Source organism: Dyadobacter psychrophilus (assembly GCF_900167945.1).
GTDB lineage: Bacteria > Bacteroidota > Bacteroidia > Cytophagales > Spirosomataceae > Dyadobacter > Dyadobacter psychrophilus.
On sequence record NZ_FUZA01000005.1, the window covers coordinates 174,578 to 189,754 of the forward strand.

The 15,177-nt window shown below is 46.0% G+C and carries 9 protein-coding genes; 7 read left to right on the forward strand and 2 right to left on the reverse strand.

Annotated elements, in window-relative coordinates:
- Nucleotides 1–39 precede the first annotated feature (39 nt).
- The 5 genes from B5X68_RS18740 to B5X68_RS18760 all read left to right on the forward strand — a co-directional run bounded on the left by B5X68_RS18740 (nt 40) and on the right by B5X68_RS18760 (nt 10,234).
- Nucleotides 40–1,521 (forward strand): FGGY family carbohydrate kinase, encoded by a 1,482-nt coding sequence (locus tag B5X68_RS18740; protein WP_082216298.1) that lies wholly within the window; start codon nt 40–42, stop codon nt 1,519–1,521.
- Nucleotides 1,522–1,771: 250 nt separating this feature from the next.
- A complete protein-coding gene (locus tag B5X68_RS18745; RefSeq protein WP_082216548.1) occupies nt 1,772–4,918 on the forward strand; it encodes a SusC/RagA family TonB-linked outer membrane protein in 3,147 nt (1,048 codons plus the stop codon).
- Between the two features lie 29 nt (nt 4,919–4,947).
- The gene (locus B5X68_RS18750) at nt 4,948–6,360 is read left to right on the forward strand and encodes a RagB/SusD family nutrient uptake outer membrane protein (protein WP_082216299.1); all 1,413 of its coding nucleotides are present in this window, start codon (nt 4,948–4,950) and stop codon (nt 6,358–6,360) included.
- On the forward strand, nt 6,347–8,188 hold the full coding sequence (locus B5X68_RS18755; protein WP_082216300.1) for an exo-alpha-sialidase: 1,842 nt from the start codon (nt 6,347–6,349) through the stop codon (nt 8,186–8,188). Before B5X68_RS18750 ends, B5X68_RS18755 begins: the two co-directional genes overlap by 14 nt.
- A gap of 18 nt (nt 8,189–8,206) precedes the next feature.
- Nucleotides 8,207–10,234: an aceric acid hydrolase gene (locus B5X68_RS18760; protein WP_082216301.1), complete on the forward strand. Its 2,028-nt coding sequence runs from the start codon at nt 8,207–8,209 to the stop codon at nt 10,232–10,234.
- Between the two features lie 6 nt (nt 10,235–10,240).
- Here B5X68_RS18760 and B5X68_RS18765 read toward each other — a convergent pair whose 3' ends face one another.
- Nucleotides 10,241–10,600 carry a helix-turn-helix domain-containing protein gene (locus tag B5X68_RS18765; RefSeq protein WP_141110344.1) on the reverse strand — a complete coding sequence of 120 codons (360 nt, stop codon included), beginning with the start codon at nt 10,598–10,600 and terminating at the stop codon, nt 10,241–10,243.
- Between the two features lie 21 nt (nt 10,601–10,621).
- The gene (locus B5X68_RS18770) at nt 10,622–10,927 is read right to left on the reverse strand and encodes a type II toxin-antitoxin system HigB family toxin (RefSeq protein WP_082216303.1); all 306 of its coding nucleotides are present in this window, start codon (nt 10,925–10,927) and stop codon (nt 10,622–10,624) included.
- A 69-nt stretch (nt 10,928–10,996) separates the two neighbouring features.
- Between B5X68_RS18770 and B5X68_RS18775 the strand changes: the two genes are divergently transcribed.
- Nucleotides 10,997–12,436 carry an alpha-L-fucosidase gene (locus B5X68_RS18775; protein WP_082216304.1) on the forward strand — a complete coding sequence of 480 codons (1,440 nt, stop codon included), beginning with the start codon at nt 10,997–10,999 and terminating at the stop codon, nt 12,434–12,436.
- Complete coding sequence (locus B5X68_RS18780) at nt 12,433–15,177, forward strand: alpha-d-galacturonidase (protein WP_082216305.1); 2,745 nt, start codon at nt 12,433–12,435, stop codon at nt 15,175–15,177. The genes B5X68_RS18775 and B5X68_RS18780 overlap by 4 nt, the downstream gene beginning before the upstream one ends.

The following is a 15,177-nucleotide window of genomic DNA, read 5'->3' on the forward strand; positions in this document are numbered from 1 at the left end:
AAAGTTTTTCTTTTATTTTCTTTCCGAATTCCATTCTCCATGAAAGGCCCATTTATACTTGCCATTGACCAAGGCACAAGCAGCACCAAAACAGTCATTTTTAATGCGGTTGGCGTTGCGGTTGCGCGTGGTGTTGAGCCGCTTCATACCCAATATCTGGATGGAGGGTCCGTAGAACAAGATCCGGAAGGAATTTATCAGAACGTGCTGCTTTCCGTCGGTAAATGTCTGGCAGACTTCAAGTCAAAGGGCGGAATCGTTTCTGAAATAAAAGCCTGTGGCATTTCCAATCAGCGGGAGACATTCGTTTTGTGGGACGAAAGTGGAAAACCGTTGTGTCCGGCTGTTGTCTGGCAATGTAAAAGATCTGTCGCAATCTGCGAACGGCTCAAAACATCCGGGCTGGAAATGGAAATCAAGGAGAAAACAGGCTTACTGGTCGACCCGTACTTTTCCGGCTCAAAAGTGATTTGGCTAAATGAAAATAATGGAGCCGTAAAAAGTGCTGTATCAGCTGGAAACGCACTATTTGGGACCGTGGACACCTGGCTGCTTTATAAACTGACCAATGGAGAAAGTTATCTTACCGATCATACAAATGCGTCCCGGACATTGTTCTTTAATCTTGAAACACTCGGTTGGGATAAAGAATTATTGATAAAATTTGGATTGAATTACCTTCAATTGCCTGACATTCAAGCGTCATCGTCATATTTTGGGTCAACAGACTTTAATGGTTTGCTGCAAGCTAAAATCGATCTTACTGCTATGATCGGCGACTCACACGCGGCTGCATTTGGCGAAGGATGTTTCGCACCAGGCATTGCGAAAGCAACATTGGGAACAGGTTCCTCAATATTGATGAACATTGGGAAAGAGCCGAAGTCATCCCGAAATGGAATGGTTACAACCATTGGATGGAGCACGGGCGAGCATGTTGAGTATGCGCTGGAAGGCGTGATCGTCACTTGCGGCGCAACGATATTATGGTTAAAAAATAACCTTGGAATGTTTGCCGACCTTGCGGATACGCAAGAAATGGCCAATGCGGTCCGGGACAATAATGGCGTATATCTGGTTCCGGCATTCAGCGGACTCGGTGCGCCACATTGGGATATGAGCCGCAAAGCGTCCATCACCGGCCTGACTTTTGACTGCAACAAAAATCATATCGTAAGGGCCGCACTTGAATCCATTCCTTATCAGATCAAGGATGTAATTATGGCTATGGAATCGGATACGGGCATTTTATTGCAAGAATTAAAGATAGATGGCGGCCTCACTGCAAACACATTCGTCGTTCAATTCCTCGCGGATCTGCTCGAAAAGCCTGTGGTTAATCTGGGATTTCCGGAAGTTTCCGCTTTGGGTGCTGCGTATCTGGCTGGTTTGCAAGCCGGTGTTTATGAGAGCATTGCGCTTCTAAAAAATCTGAATACTAATCATTCTAAGGTGAGTCCATCCCTTGATAACGCCATAGCAAGGAAAGGTTATGCAGGCTGGCAAGAAGCGATTGGTTGATTAATCGGTAAGTTTTAGCGGTTGTTTTGAGCCTGTGTATCCGCACAGGTTTTTTTATTTATTTCTATTTCATCATAACAAGCATTTCGAATGAAGTCCATTTCAGGGCTACAACGTCGTATTTGAATGGTTTTAAACAATTTTTTATCGAAATAAGACATAAATATCACCGATTTGTTTTTTGTGAGTAAAAATGTTCCTATTTTTCGTAAAAAATAGAATAAAAAAGAAAGTAAAAGAAAAATCACATATGAAAAAACTCTTACCGATCATCCTGGCATTTATACTGGCGGTGCCGGTGGTAAATGCGCAGAGTTTCGCTGTGAAAGGCAGCGTGACGGGCGTTAATGACACCGATCCGTTACCGGGTGTGAGTGTCGTGATCAAGGGAACGCAACGGGGAACTACAACGGGCGCGGATGGAACATTCCAGATCGAGGTGCCAAGTCAGGAAACTGTGCTTGTGTTCAGTTTTGTAGGCTATCAGTCCGTTGAAGAAACGGTGGGAAGCCGCACGGATATTTCGGTAAAACTTATTTCGGAAAGCAAATCATTGGAAGAAATGGTGGTGGTGGGCTACGGTACACAAAGTAAACGTGCGGTTACAGGGGCAGTTATCTCCATTAACTATGATAAATTTAAGGACCGCTCATTCAGTAACGTCACGCAATCGCTTGCGGGAACATTGCCAGGGGTTAACATTTCGCAATCGCAGGGCGCGCCAGGTGCTTCGCCGGTCATCAAAATCCGCGGTGTCAGCTCGATTACAGCGGGCACAAACCCGCTGATCGTTGTAGACGGCGTTCCGCTTGAAAACTTCAATTTAAACCTCATTAATCCGCAGGATATCGAATCGATAGAGGTTTTGAAAGACGCATCTTCGGCTGCGATTTACGGTTCGAGAGGTTCCAGTGGCGTTATTTTGGTTACTACCAAAATGGGCAAGCCAGGAAAAGTAAGCGTGAGTGCAAATGTTGAATATGGCTCCCAAAAAGTCGTTCGCCGCGTTAAAATGATGGACGCACAGCAATTTATTGAGACCTACGTTGATGCAAAAAATAACGCATGGACAGCGCAAGGCGGCAATGCAAGCGATCCCAACAGCGTAAGGCCTGCTACATTGAAAATTCCGGAAGACTTTACAAATAATCCGCAACAGTTCGGCAAAGGCACAAACTGGCAGGATGTTATGTTCCGCACTGCGCCGTCCTACAATGCACAAGTCACGGTTTCGGGCGGCACAGAAAAAACGCAATACATGTTTTCGGCAGCTTACCTGGATCAGACTGCTGTTTTAGATGCGAATTATTACAAACGTCTGTCGGTAAGATCGAATGTTAAAACGCAGATCAGCAAGAAATTGAGTGTAGGCTTGAACCTGGGGATCACCTCCATTTTTGACCGGACGGAAGGAACGCAAGGTAAAAGCGATGTCATTAGTCTGGGCTTACAAAGCAACCCGCATTTTCCGGTTTACAATGAAAACGGCAACCTAGGTTTCCGCGATCCAAACTCAACCTGGTTCCGTTTCACTTCCTATGCCGACATGAATTTATGGCACCCATACTCGCTCACCAGGGAGGTTGACAAGTCAAGAAAATCGTTTAACACGCTTGCAACAGGCTTTCTGGAATATGAGATCTTGGATAATCTTCGGTTCAGGACCAGCCTTAGCGGCAACCTTTATAATTCACGCAATGCGTTTTACTGGAATGATAAGCAAAAATACGGCTACTCGGCGGTGCTTGCGGCGCAGGGGAATGCGGGTGATGCATATATGTTCAACTGGCTGAGCGAAAATACATTAACCTACGAAAAAAAGATCGGCGAGCACGCATTGACGGGGCTTTTGGGTTATACAAGCCAGAAACAGCGCGATGAAACCATGTATGTGGCTGCCAATAATTTTCCTAACGACCTCGTTCACACACTCAACGCTGGAACGGTGACCGCAGGAAACACAACCGCCAGTGAGTGGTCGTTGCTTTCCTATCTGGCGCGGGTGCAGTACAATTTCAAAAACAAATATTTCCTGACAGGGGCGATTCGCCGCGATGGTATGTCGCGTTTTGGTGAAGATAATAAGTGGGGCTATTTTCCTTCTGTATCAGCCGGTTGGCTTATTTCGGATGAAAGCTTTTTGTCGGGTGTGAACGCTATTAACAGCCTGAAACTGCGCGCGAGTTATGGTGTGACCGGGAACAACCAGATCCCCAATTATGGATCGATCAGTTTGCTTGCTGCTGCTCCTTATGTGAACGGGACAACGATTGCTAATGGCTTGAAAGTGAGTAATCTAGCTAATTCAGGTTTGCGCTGGGAGAAGACAAACCAGTTCAATGTAGGCGTGGATCTGGCGATCTTTAACAACCGCGTTAATGTGTCGGCGGAATATTACAATTCCATTACGCGCGACATGCTCCTTTTCGTTCCTGTTCCCGACATTACGGGCTTTTCTTCCCAATTGACAAACATTGGCAAGATGCGTAACCGGGGCGTGGAATTGAATATTTCTACGAAAAACCTGACGGGCGATTTTACCTGGACCACGGATTTCAACTTGTCGCGCAATCGTAATAAAGTGCTGCAACTCGGACCGGGAAATGCGCCTATTCAATATGTAGATAATGTGGTGACAGTCCGCACGGAAGTAGGACAGCCTGTTTCTAATTTTTACGGATATGTTTTCGACGGTGTTTTTAACAATCAAAATGAAATAGACGCTTATCCGCACCACGCGAGCACTACGCCAGGCGATCCGAAGGTGCGCGACGTGAATGGTGACGGCAAAATTTCAGATGCAGACCGGACGATTTTAGGTAATTACCAGCCCGATTTCACTGCCGGAATTACCAATACGGTTGGCTATAAGGGTTTTGAGCTTTCGTTTTTGTTCCAGGGATCGTTTGGCGGAGAAATTGCCAATAACAACGTGCGCTATCTGGGAACCTGGGATAATGGCCGGAACTTCTTTGCGAGCATGTACAATTACTGGCGTTCGGAAGCGGAGCCTGGCGACGGCAAACATTTCAAGCCTTCTGTGAATTACCTGGGGCTTCAGAAACAATTCTCGTCGTATTGGGTGGAGGATGCGTCTTTTGTGAGATTGAGAAATGTAAGGGTTTCGTATGCATTGCCTGCGAAGTGGAGCAACAAACTCAAAATTGGCAGTGCGAGAGTTTATGTGAATGCTGAAAACGTGCATTTGTTTAGCAAATACACAGGTTACGACCCGGAAAACACGACTTACGGAACAACTTCATACAGTAGCAGCATGGAAACTGCGGGCTCATACAGCAGCGGAAACGCGCCGGTGCCGGGTGCATTTCAAGGTGTGGATTATGGATCTTATCCGTTGCCGAGGGTGATTACGGTTGGGATTAAGGCTGATTTTTAGATTCCACAAAAACATTTAAAAAAACAATAATGAAAAATTTCATAAAAATCATCACCGTAATCGGCCTTGTGGCAGCGACCTGGGGTTGCAAGGATTCCTTCCTGGAACTTGCCCCGATATCCAACCCGAATGCAGAAATTTTCTATAAAACCAGAACGGATTTCGACCTCGCAACCAATGCTGCATACAACACATTGGTAACCGTTTACCATCCGCAGGGACCTGTTTCCTACGCCGGTGAACTTATGGCCGATAATGTTACGATCTTTAATATATCTGGAAATCAAGCCGATAAATGGCAGTTTCGCGATTACTCGCTGGCTCCTGCAAATACGATGGTTTACCAGTTTTGGCAAGATTTTTACAAATCGCTTTACAACATTAACATCATTCTGGACAAAATTGCGCCTGCTGATATCGACGCCGCTTATAAGTCTCAGACAGAAGGTGAAATGTTGTTCCTGCGTTCGCTGTATTACTTCAATATGGTGCGGATCTGGGGCGATGTGCCGTTGGTAACCAAGCCTGTGACTGCTGCCGAAGCTTACAATATTTTACGTTCGCCTTCAACGGAGATCTATGCGCAGATTATCAAAGATCTGAATGAAGCCAAAGCAAAACTTCCTGCCACTTCCAGCATTGTGGGCAGGGCCACGAAAGGTGCTGCGCAAACGCTTTTGGGCAAAGTATATTTGACAACCGGCGACAAAACCAATGCTGCGAAAGAGCTGAAAGAAGTTTATGACAGCAAACAATACGAGCTGCTTCCTTCTTATGCATCGCTTTGGGACGTGAAAAATAAAAATACGAAAGAATCCATTTTCGAAATCCAGTTCCTGGGCGGCACCGCGACGAACCCTTACAGCAATTATTATCTCGAATTTTTCCCCAACTCTATTGCACTGGGCTTTTATGGAGCGGGTATGAACCAGGTTGTGGACGACATTTGGAATGAATTTGAAAAAGGCGATTCCCGAAAAGAAGCAAGCATTGACACAGGGTTTGTAGATGCAAAAGGCAATTTTACAGCAGCTAAATTTCCGAAAAAGTGGACGGATAAAACGGCGCCGCTCATCAATCAAAGCATCGCAGCAAACAACAATTTCATCGTTTTGCGCTACGCTGATCTGCTTTTAATGCTTACAGAAGCAACAGGCGAGGTTTCTTATCTCAATGAAGTGCGTAAAAGAGCAGCATTGCCACTTTACGGAACGGCAGCATATCCATCAAAATACAATACAGTTGCGCTGGCTTTGGAGCACGAGCGGAGGGTAGAGCTGGCCTTTGAATTCCACAGATGGTTTGACCTGAAAAGAACAAACCGCGCAATCCCCGTCCTTACCGCAAAAGGTAAGAATGTTTCGGAACCCAAATTATTGCTGCCGATCCCGAACATTGTCCGCGATCAGAACTCTAGAATAACACAGAATGCCGGATATTAAACTGAAAATAACAACATTGGTGTCAGTCCTGTGCATGCAATTTTCGCATGCGCAGGACACGATCCGTTATACGGGAAAAACTTTGGTGAATGTGGATTATCACCACGGCGCGCTCGCGCCGGCAATCGGTGTGCATTCCTACCAGACATTAAGGGTAAACCGGGACGATCCGGACAAGGACACGGCCATAACCTGGACCTATAATCATGCGCCGAACCTGGCTTATTGGAATGAAACATTTTATCTCAATTACCTGAGCAATCCCGTGGGTGAGCACGTTCCGCCGGGGCAAACATTACTTCAGACGTCCAAAGATGGGCGCACCTGGTCCAAGCCGGTTACGATTTTTCCGCCTTATAAAATTCCGGATGGTACAACGAAAAAGTCGCATCTGGGAATGGCCAAAGACCTTTATGCAGTGATGCATCAACGCATGGGTTTTTATGTTTCCAAAAACAAAAAACTGCTCACATTAGCTTATTACGGCATTGCACTGGATGCCAAAGACGATCCGAATGATGGAAACGGGATTGGCCGTGTAGTGCGGGAAATAAAAAAAGACGGCAGTTTTGGCCCCATTTATTTCATCAGGCCAAATGCCTCCTGGAAACGGAAATCGGATTATCCGCTGTTTACCGAGAGCGTGGACAAGGAATTTATAAAAGCTTGCGAAGAGTTGCTGGCTAACAAATTGGTAACGCAGCAGTGGGTGGAAGAGGCAGACCGCGACGATCCGCTGATATCATTGAAAGGAGAATACAAAGCCCTCAGCGCGTATCATTTAACAGACGGAAGGGTGGTGGGACTTTGGAAAAATGCTTTAACAAGCATGAGTAAAGACAACGGCGCGACCTGGCTTTACAAACCCAAACGTGCCCCCGGATTTGTCAATAGTAATGCCAAAATATGGGGACAAAAAACTTCCGACGGAAAATATGCGACGGTTTACAATCCATCTGAATTCCGCTGGCCGTTAGCCGTTTCTGTGAGTGATGATGGGATCAATTACAAAAATCTGCTGCTCGTTAATGGCGAGATCACGGCCATGCGTTATGGTGGCAACTACAAATCTTACGGCCCGCAATATCCGCGTGGCATCAGCGAGGGCGATGGCACGCCGCCGGATGGAAAATTATGGGTTTCGTACAGCATGAACAAAGAGGATATCTGGATTTCCTCCATTCCAGTGCCCGTTAAGTCAGTTGCTGAAAAGCATGCGGCCGACCGTTTCGCTGATTTACCGGATGGAAAAGAGCTCTCGGAATGGAACATTTACAGCCCGCTGTGGGCCGCCGTACGCATTGAAAAAGGGCAGGATGGTTCTAAATTTCTTTCGTTAAAGGATTCAGATCCATTCGATTACGCCAAAGCGGAACGCGTGATTCCTGCGACTACAAAATTGATTGCCGAAATTTCGGTTGAGACAAAACAAAATGATCACGGCTTACTGGACATTGAGTTTCAGGATGCAAAAGGCACTCCGGTAGTCCGGCTTTCATTTGATTCCACGGGAAATTTCAGGGCGAAAGCGGGTTACCGTAACAAGAATTTGATGACCTACAAGTCTGGTGAAAAATACGATATCAAAGTCCAGCTCGACACAGAAACGCGACTTTACAGCGTATCTGTCAACGGCAAGAATCTTGGCAACAACATTCTTTTCGCGCCGCTGGAAGCGGTAAGCCGCATCACATTTCGCACCGGGGACACGCGCCGTTTTCCGAACGCAGACACTCCAACAGATCAAATGTATGACCTGCCGAATGCGGGTAGGAAGGATCAGGAAGCGGTTTATAATGTTAGATATGTAATAACCAAGGCAGAATAAGCATTCAACGAACCAGATATGATATTAAGTAAAAAAATAGCCTCCACAATTTCAGCATTATTGGTTGCGCAAATGCTTCATGCACAGGACAATGCGCTGGTTAACACTTCGCAAAGCTCCTACGCCAAGCTTCACGGAACCGACCTGAACGCGGTGCAATGGACGCAAGGTTTCTGGGCTGATCGCTTCAAAGTTTGCCGTGAAACGATGGTGCCGGAACTTTGGAAAACTTATACAGACCCGACTATAAGCCACTCATTCAGGAACTTTGAGATTGCTGCTGGTTTGGAAAAGGGGAATTTCAAGGGTCCTTCTTTTCATGACGGTGATTTTTACAAAACATTCGAATCCGTAGCGAGTTTGTATGCCGTCACGAAAGATAAAAAGCTGGATGAAATGATGGATAAAGCTATTGCCGTTATGGCAAAAGCGCAGCGTGAGGATGGCTATATTTATACAAAAGCGATTATTGAGCAAAAGAAAAGCGGAGAAGCACAAATGTTCGCGGACCGGTTGAGTTTTGAAGCCTATAATTTTGGCCACCTGATGACCGCAGCTTGTGTGCATTACCGCGCAACAGGGAAAACATCTTTACTCAATGTCGCTAAAAAAGCAGCCGATTTTTTGATTGGATTTTACAATACGGCAACCCCTGAGCAGTCCAGAAATGCTATTTGTCCATCGCATTACATGGGTTTATCGGAGCTCTACCGCACGACGCACGATCAGAAATATCTGACATTGGTGAAGCATTTGATTTCCATAAAAGGCGCGACCGAAGGCACCGACGACAATCAGGACCGCATTCCGTTTTTGAAACAAACCAAAGTGATGGGCCACGCCGTGCGCGCCAATTACCTGTACGCAGGCGTCGCGGATGTGTATGCGGAAACAGGAGATGCGACGCTTTTGAGCCAGCTTAATGTCATGTGGGACGACGTTACCCAGCACAAAATGTACGTCACCGGCGCCTGTGGCTCGCTTTATGACGGCGTTTCACCGGACGGGACCTCTTACAAACCGGACGAAGTGCAAAAAGTGCATCAGGCCTACGGCAGGGATTATCAGCTTCCCAATTACACAGCGCACAACGAAACCTGTGCAAACATCGGGAATGTGCTTTGGAACTGGCGTATGCTGCAAATCACGGGCGATGCGAAATACGCGGATATTGTGGAGCTGGCATTGTACAACAGTGTGTTGTCTGGCATTAATCTGAAAGGCGATAAGTTTTTGTATACCAACCCGTTAAGCTATTCCGATTCGCTGCCGTTTGCCCAGCGGTGGTCGAAGGATAGGGTGAGCTATATTTCAAAATCCAATTGCTGCCCGCCCAATGTTGTGCGCACTGTTTCGGAAGTGAGCCAGTATGCTTACAGTTTGTCCGATGCAGGCATATTTTTCAACTTATACGGAGGAAACAATCTCGACACAAAAATTAAATCCGGTGCATTAAAATTGACCCAGACAACAGATTATCCTTGGGACGGAAAAGTCAACGTAACCGTGCAGGAAGCTCCCAAAGATCCGTTTTCGCTGTTTTTTAGAATTCCGGGCTGGTGCAGCGATGCAAAGATTTTGATCAACGGAAAGGCGCATAATGCGAAGCTCGTTTCAGGAACATATGCTGAAATAAAAGGCAACTGGAAAGCAGGTGACAAAATTGAAATCACGCTCCCTATGCCTGTGAAACTGATCGAATCGAACCCGCTTGTTGAGGAAACCCGCAATCAAATCGCCGTAAAACGCGGCCCGGTTGTTTACTGCCTGGAATCGGTGGATCTGCCAAAAGGAAGAAGCATTTTCGACGTCGCGATCACTGTCAAAAACAATTTGAAACCAACGCCACTAATCATAGAAAACAGCCCGATTATGGGTCTGCAAGGCGATGCAATACTGGTTGACAACACAGATTGGAGCAAGAAGTTATATCGGGAAGTTTCCGCAGAAACACCAAAAACCATCCCCGTGCGCCTTGTCCCATACTATGCTTGGGGCAACCGCGGGCATACTGATATGTCGGTCTGGCTGCCGCTGGCAAGGTAAATGCGGCTAAGCATTGTCCAGCAAAAAGCCGGGATCAACGCCTAGTTTTTGGTACACAGCTTTAAGAAAAGGAACATCCGGCTCGCGCTTGCCATTCAGGATCTGCGAAAGTTTCGGCTTACCCAGCCCAAGCATTTCCGCCAGCGCAGCCTGGGTCAATTTAAGCTGAAACCGCTTCAATTCAACCATTTCGGGGATGGTTTTTGGCTTTGGTAAGGGATAATGAATGTCCTCAAACTCCTCAGCGGCAACGGCCATTTTACGGAGTTTCCAGGCCTCGGTTTTGGAAAGATTTCCTTCTCCTTTATTCATCAGGGAAAGTATTTCTTTCATCGCCGCCTCATATTCGACTTCGTTTGAAAACATTATTTTGTCGTTTTCCATAACCTAATTCTTATGTAAAATTTTTGCAGCATCAATCTTATCGTACTCGGCATGCGTTCCAATAAACAGGATGTAAACCGTACGGATGTCAAAATGAATTTTTGCAATTAATCTGTAATCATTGCCTTTAATGTTAAAAACATATCGGTCATTCCCAGCAAAATCGGCGGATCTGAATGTATGTTTCAACTCGGAAAAATTAGCCCAATCAGCCGCTTTGCAGTGCTTATACCAATGTAGAAGCGCATCAGTCGAGCGCGGTTCAAGGTCCGAAAACGCATTAATCACTCGCTTGGAAAGAATTACCATTTAGTGTGTGTGTTTAGTAACCAACAAATATGTAACATTTTTTTAAATTACAAAACATTGTTTCAAATAATGAAATTTTATTATTCAAAATATCAATTGCTTCTGACTGTGTTTTTGAGCATAATCATAATGCAAAACCACGCATTTGCCCAGCAAACCTACCAACCAACCTGGCCGTCACTGGAAAAGCATAATGAGGTGCCGGACTGGATGCGGGATGCGAAATTTGGGATTTATTGCCATTGGGGCGTGTATGCGGTGCCCGCTTATAATAATGAGCATTACATCCAGCATATGCACAATGACAATCCGGATTATTCGAAACTGGGGACTTATAAGCGCCATTTAGCGCTATATGGGCCGCTGGAAAAATTCGATTACCACGATTTCATCCCAATGTTTAAAGGAGAGCGTTTCAATGCGGATGAATGGGCGGATCTGTTCGTGAAAGGCGGCGCGCGGTTTGCAGGACCGGTTGCTGAGCATCATGACGGTTTTGCAATGTGGGACAGCGACTTAACGCCGTTCAATGCAAAGGATATGGGGCCGAAAAGGGATGTCGTAGGGGAATTGGAAAAGTCGATCCGGCAGCGGGGGATGAAATTTTTTACGTCGTTACATCACGAACTGAACTACACAAACGTGAAAATGAAGCCCGGTTGGGCAGGATCGGATCCGAAGTACGCAAAGCTTTATGGTTCGACTATGAAGAAGGAAGCGTGGGATCAAATGTGGATGGATAAATGCAATGAGCTGATCGATAAATATCACCCCGACGTGATTTATCACGACGCCTGGCTGGAACAGGTGCCCGAAAAAAACCTTCAAACCTATCTCGCACATTATTTCAACGAAGCGGAAAAGCGCAAGCAGGATGTAATAGTGACATATAAAGGCGAAGACATTCCTGCGGGAGTGGGTATGGAAGATCACGAAAACTCCAATCCCAAAAACATTATTGACAAACCCTGGCTATGCGATTATTCTATTGGGACCGGACTTTCCTACTCGTGGGGCTATACCGAGGGCATGGAAATCCGTCAGGCAAAAGAGATCGTGCACACATTGATTGAAGTAGTCAGCAAGAATGGCCAGATGCTTTTAAATCTTTCTCCCAAGGCCGATGGCACTTTTCCGGATGACCAGAAAGATGTCGTTTACAAGGTGGGGCGCTGGATGTGGTCGTTTGGTGAGGCAATTTATGACACGCGTCCGTTCGGTGTTTTTGGCGAAACCACGGCTGCAAATCAAAAGGTTTATTATACCAAAAAAGGAAAAACGATTTACGCGATATTTCTGGACTGGCCGGGCGATAATGTAGCTGTTAATTTGAAGAAGTTAACTTCCCAGAGCATAGCTGGAAAGGTCAGAAGTGTTAATCTGCTCGGCTTAAAAAACCTGGTGCAATGCCAAAATACATTGTCTGCAAATGGTCTGACAATTACAGTTCCTGCAAAAACAAGAGTTCCCTCGGACATTGCCTATGTTTTTAAAATTGAAACAGAATGAGAAAATATGGACTAATTATTGGTTTCCTGTTATCAGCATTTTGGTCATTGGCAGCAATCAGATCCAATGGTCCGGAAGATAAAAAAGTAAAGATTTACCTGGCGGGAGCATCGAATTTACGCATTGATTTTGGCACAGCGAAACTTTCTGAAATGCTGAAACAAAATGGTTTCCAAGTGGCAATGTTGCCCAAAAAAGCCAAAATGCCACCGACCAGGAAAGTACAGACAATCTTCATTGGCCTGGTAACGGATGGCCTCATGCAAATGCTCATAAAGGAGCTGCCCGCCGCGACAGTGAAAAGTCCGGGCAAGGAAGGGTTCCAAATCTTTTCTGTTGATAACAAAATAATCATTGCGGGATCGGATGCGTCTGGTGCATTATATGGTTGTTTGGAAATGGCTGAGCGCGTTAAAAAAGCCGGCAAAGTCCCTGAGAAATTGGCGGTTACCGACCAGCCGGAAATGGTGTTGCGCGGCACTTGCATCGGCATTCAAAAGCCATCTTACCTGCCTGGCCGCACGGTTTATGAATATCCCTACACACCCGAAAATTTCCCTTGGTTTTATGATAAATCACTGTGGATCAAATATCTGGATATGCTTGTAGAAAACCGGATGAACTCACTTTACTTATGGAACGGACATCCGTTTGCTTCACTGGTCAAACTGAAGGATTATCCCTATGCGGTTGAAGTAGACGATGAAACATTCAGGAAAAATGAGGAGATCTTTGGCTTTTTTACGCAGGAGGCCGACAAGCGTGGGATATGGGTGATCCAGATGTTTTATAATATCATTGTTTCAAAACCTTTTGCAGAAAAGCACGGGATTAAAACCCAGGACAGAAAACGCGCTATTACGCCGCTGATAGCCGATTATACTCAAAAATCCATTGCTGCTTTTGTTACAAAATATCCGAATGTAGGTTTGCTGATTACGCTGGGTGAAGCCATGGAGGGCGACGAGTCGGATGTGGAATGGTTTACAAAAACCATTATTCCAGGCGTTAAGGAGGGCTTATCGACATTAAAAACCAGTGTTGAGCCACCGATCGTTTTACGCGGGCACGATACAAATCCGCAGTTGGTAATGAAAGCCGCATTGCCGCTTTACAAAAATTTGTACACCATGAACAAATATAACGGCGAGGCTTTAACGACTTACGAGCCGCGAGGGCCTTGGGCTAAAATGCATAAGGAAATGAGCGAGCTGGGTTCCACGCACATTGATAATGTCCATATTCTCGCAAATTTGGAGCCTTTTCGATATGGCTCTGCCAATTTTATTCAAAAAAGCGTACAAGCCATGCACGATGTGCACGGTGCCAATGGACTGCATTTATATCCGGAAGCATCATACTGGGACTGGCCGTTTTCGGCAGACAATGTGACGCCGCGACAATTCCAAATGGACAGGGATTGGGTTTGGTATAAAGCATGGGCGCGTTACGCGTGGAACTGCCGCCGTGACCGAAATGAAGAAGTCGCTTACTGGACGCAACAATTAGGCGCCGACTTTGATATAGGCGAGCACGGGAAAGAGGTTTTGGAAGCTTACGAGCAGGCAGGAGAAATTGCTCCTAAGCTTCTGCGAAGATTTGGCATTACAAATGGAAACAGGCAAACGCTGACATTGGGTATGACCATGAGTCAGCTTGTTAATCCCAAAAAGTACAGAGTCTGGCCGGAGCTTTACAATTCCGACGGGCCTGAGGGTGAAACGCTTACCGAATATATTGAAAAGGAAACGCGTGGCGAAAACCACGTGGGAGAAACGCCGGTTCAGATCATTGATGAGGTAACGCGGCACGGAAAGCTGGCTGCGGCCGCCATCGATAGTGCCGCTCCGCACGTTAAAAAGAATAAGGAAGAATTTGACCGCGTACGGAATGATATGTATTGCAACCAGGCATTAGCCGATTTTTTTGCCGAAAAAGTGAAGGCAGCAGCTTTGGTTTTGAAATATCAATTTTCCAATAATGTTGTCGATCTGGAAACTGCGGTCCCGCATCTCGAAAGGAGCGTAAACCATTTTAAACGGCTCGCGGATCTTACCAAAAGCGCTTATTTGTACGCCAACAGCATGCAAACGGCACAACGACGCGTGCCCGTGGGAGGGGATGATGGTAAAAATAAAACCTGGGTTGAGCTGTTACCATACTATGAAAAGGAATTAGCCAGCTTCAAAAACAACATTAGTCAATTGAAGAATGGAAGTATCAGTGCTTCGGAGACGCTCGCATTAAAACCGGCGGAGGTAACTTTCACGAGCAAAGGCCTAAAAACCTTTTCGCTGGAAAAAGGACAGAGGGTGTTTGAAGATGAAGCTTCAACCATTACCGAATCTGCCGGCGTGCTGAAATCCTTGAAAGCAATTCGGACGGATGCGGCAGGATTGGTGGATGGGCAAACAACTATTAAGTTTAAGAGCGAAAAACCTGTTAAAGTCCTGGTTGGCTATTTTCAGGATAAAGACAAAACATTTGTGGCGCCGCCAAACCTTGAAACGGACGCGAGCGCAAATGATTTCGGTCAGGCGGAAGTGAGGCTTGCGGCTGCATTAAAGTTCTCTGGTTTGCCGGATGTGAATGTGCATACTTTCAAGTTTCCGGCCGGCGAAAATGTGTTGACGCTTGGGCAGGGTAAAGTCCTCGTGCTGGGTTTTATAGACGCCCGGCAGGATCTGAAAGAAAAAGCTGAAAGCAAAACAGGAAAGTCGCTCGACTGGTTATTTGAATAG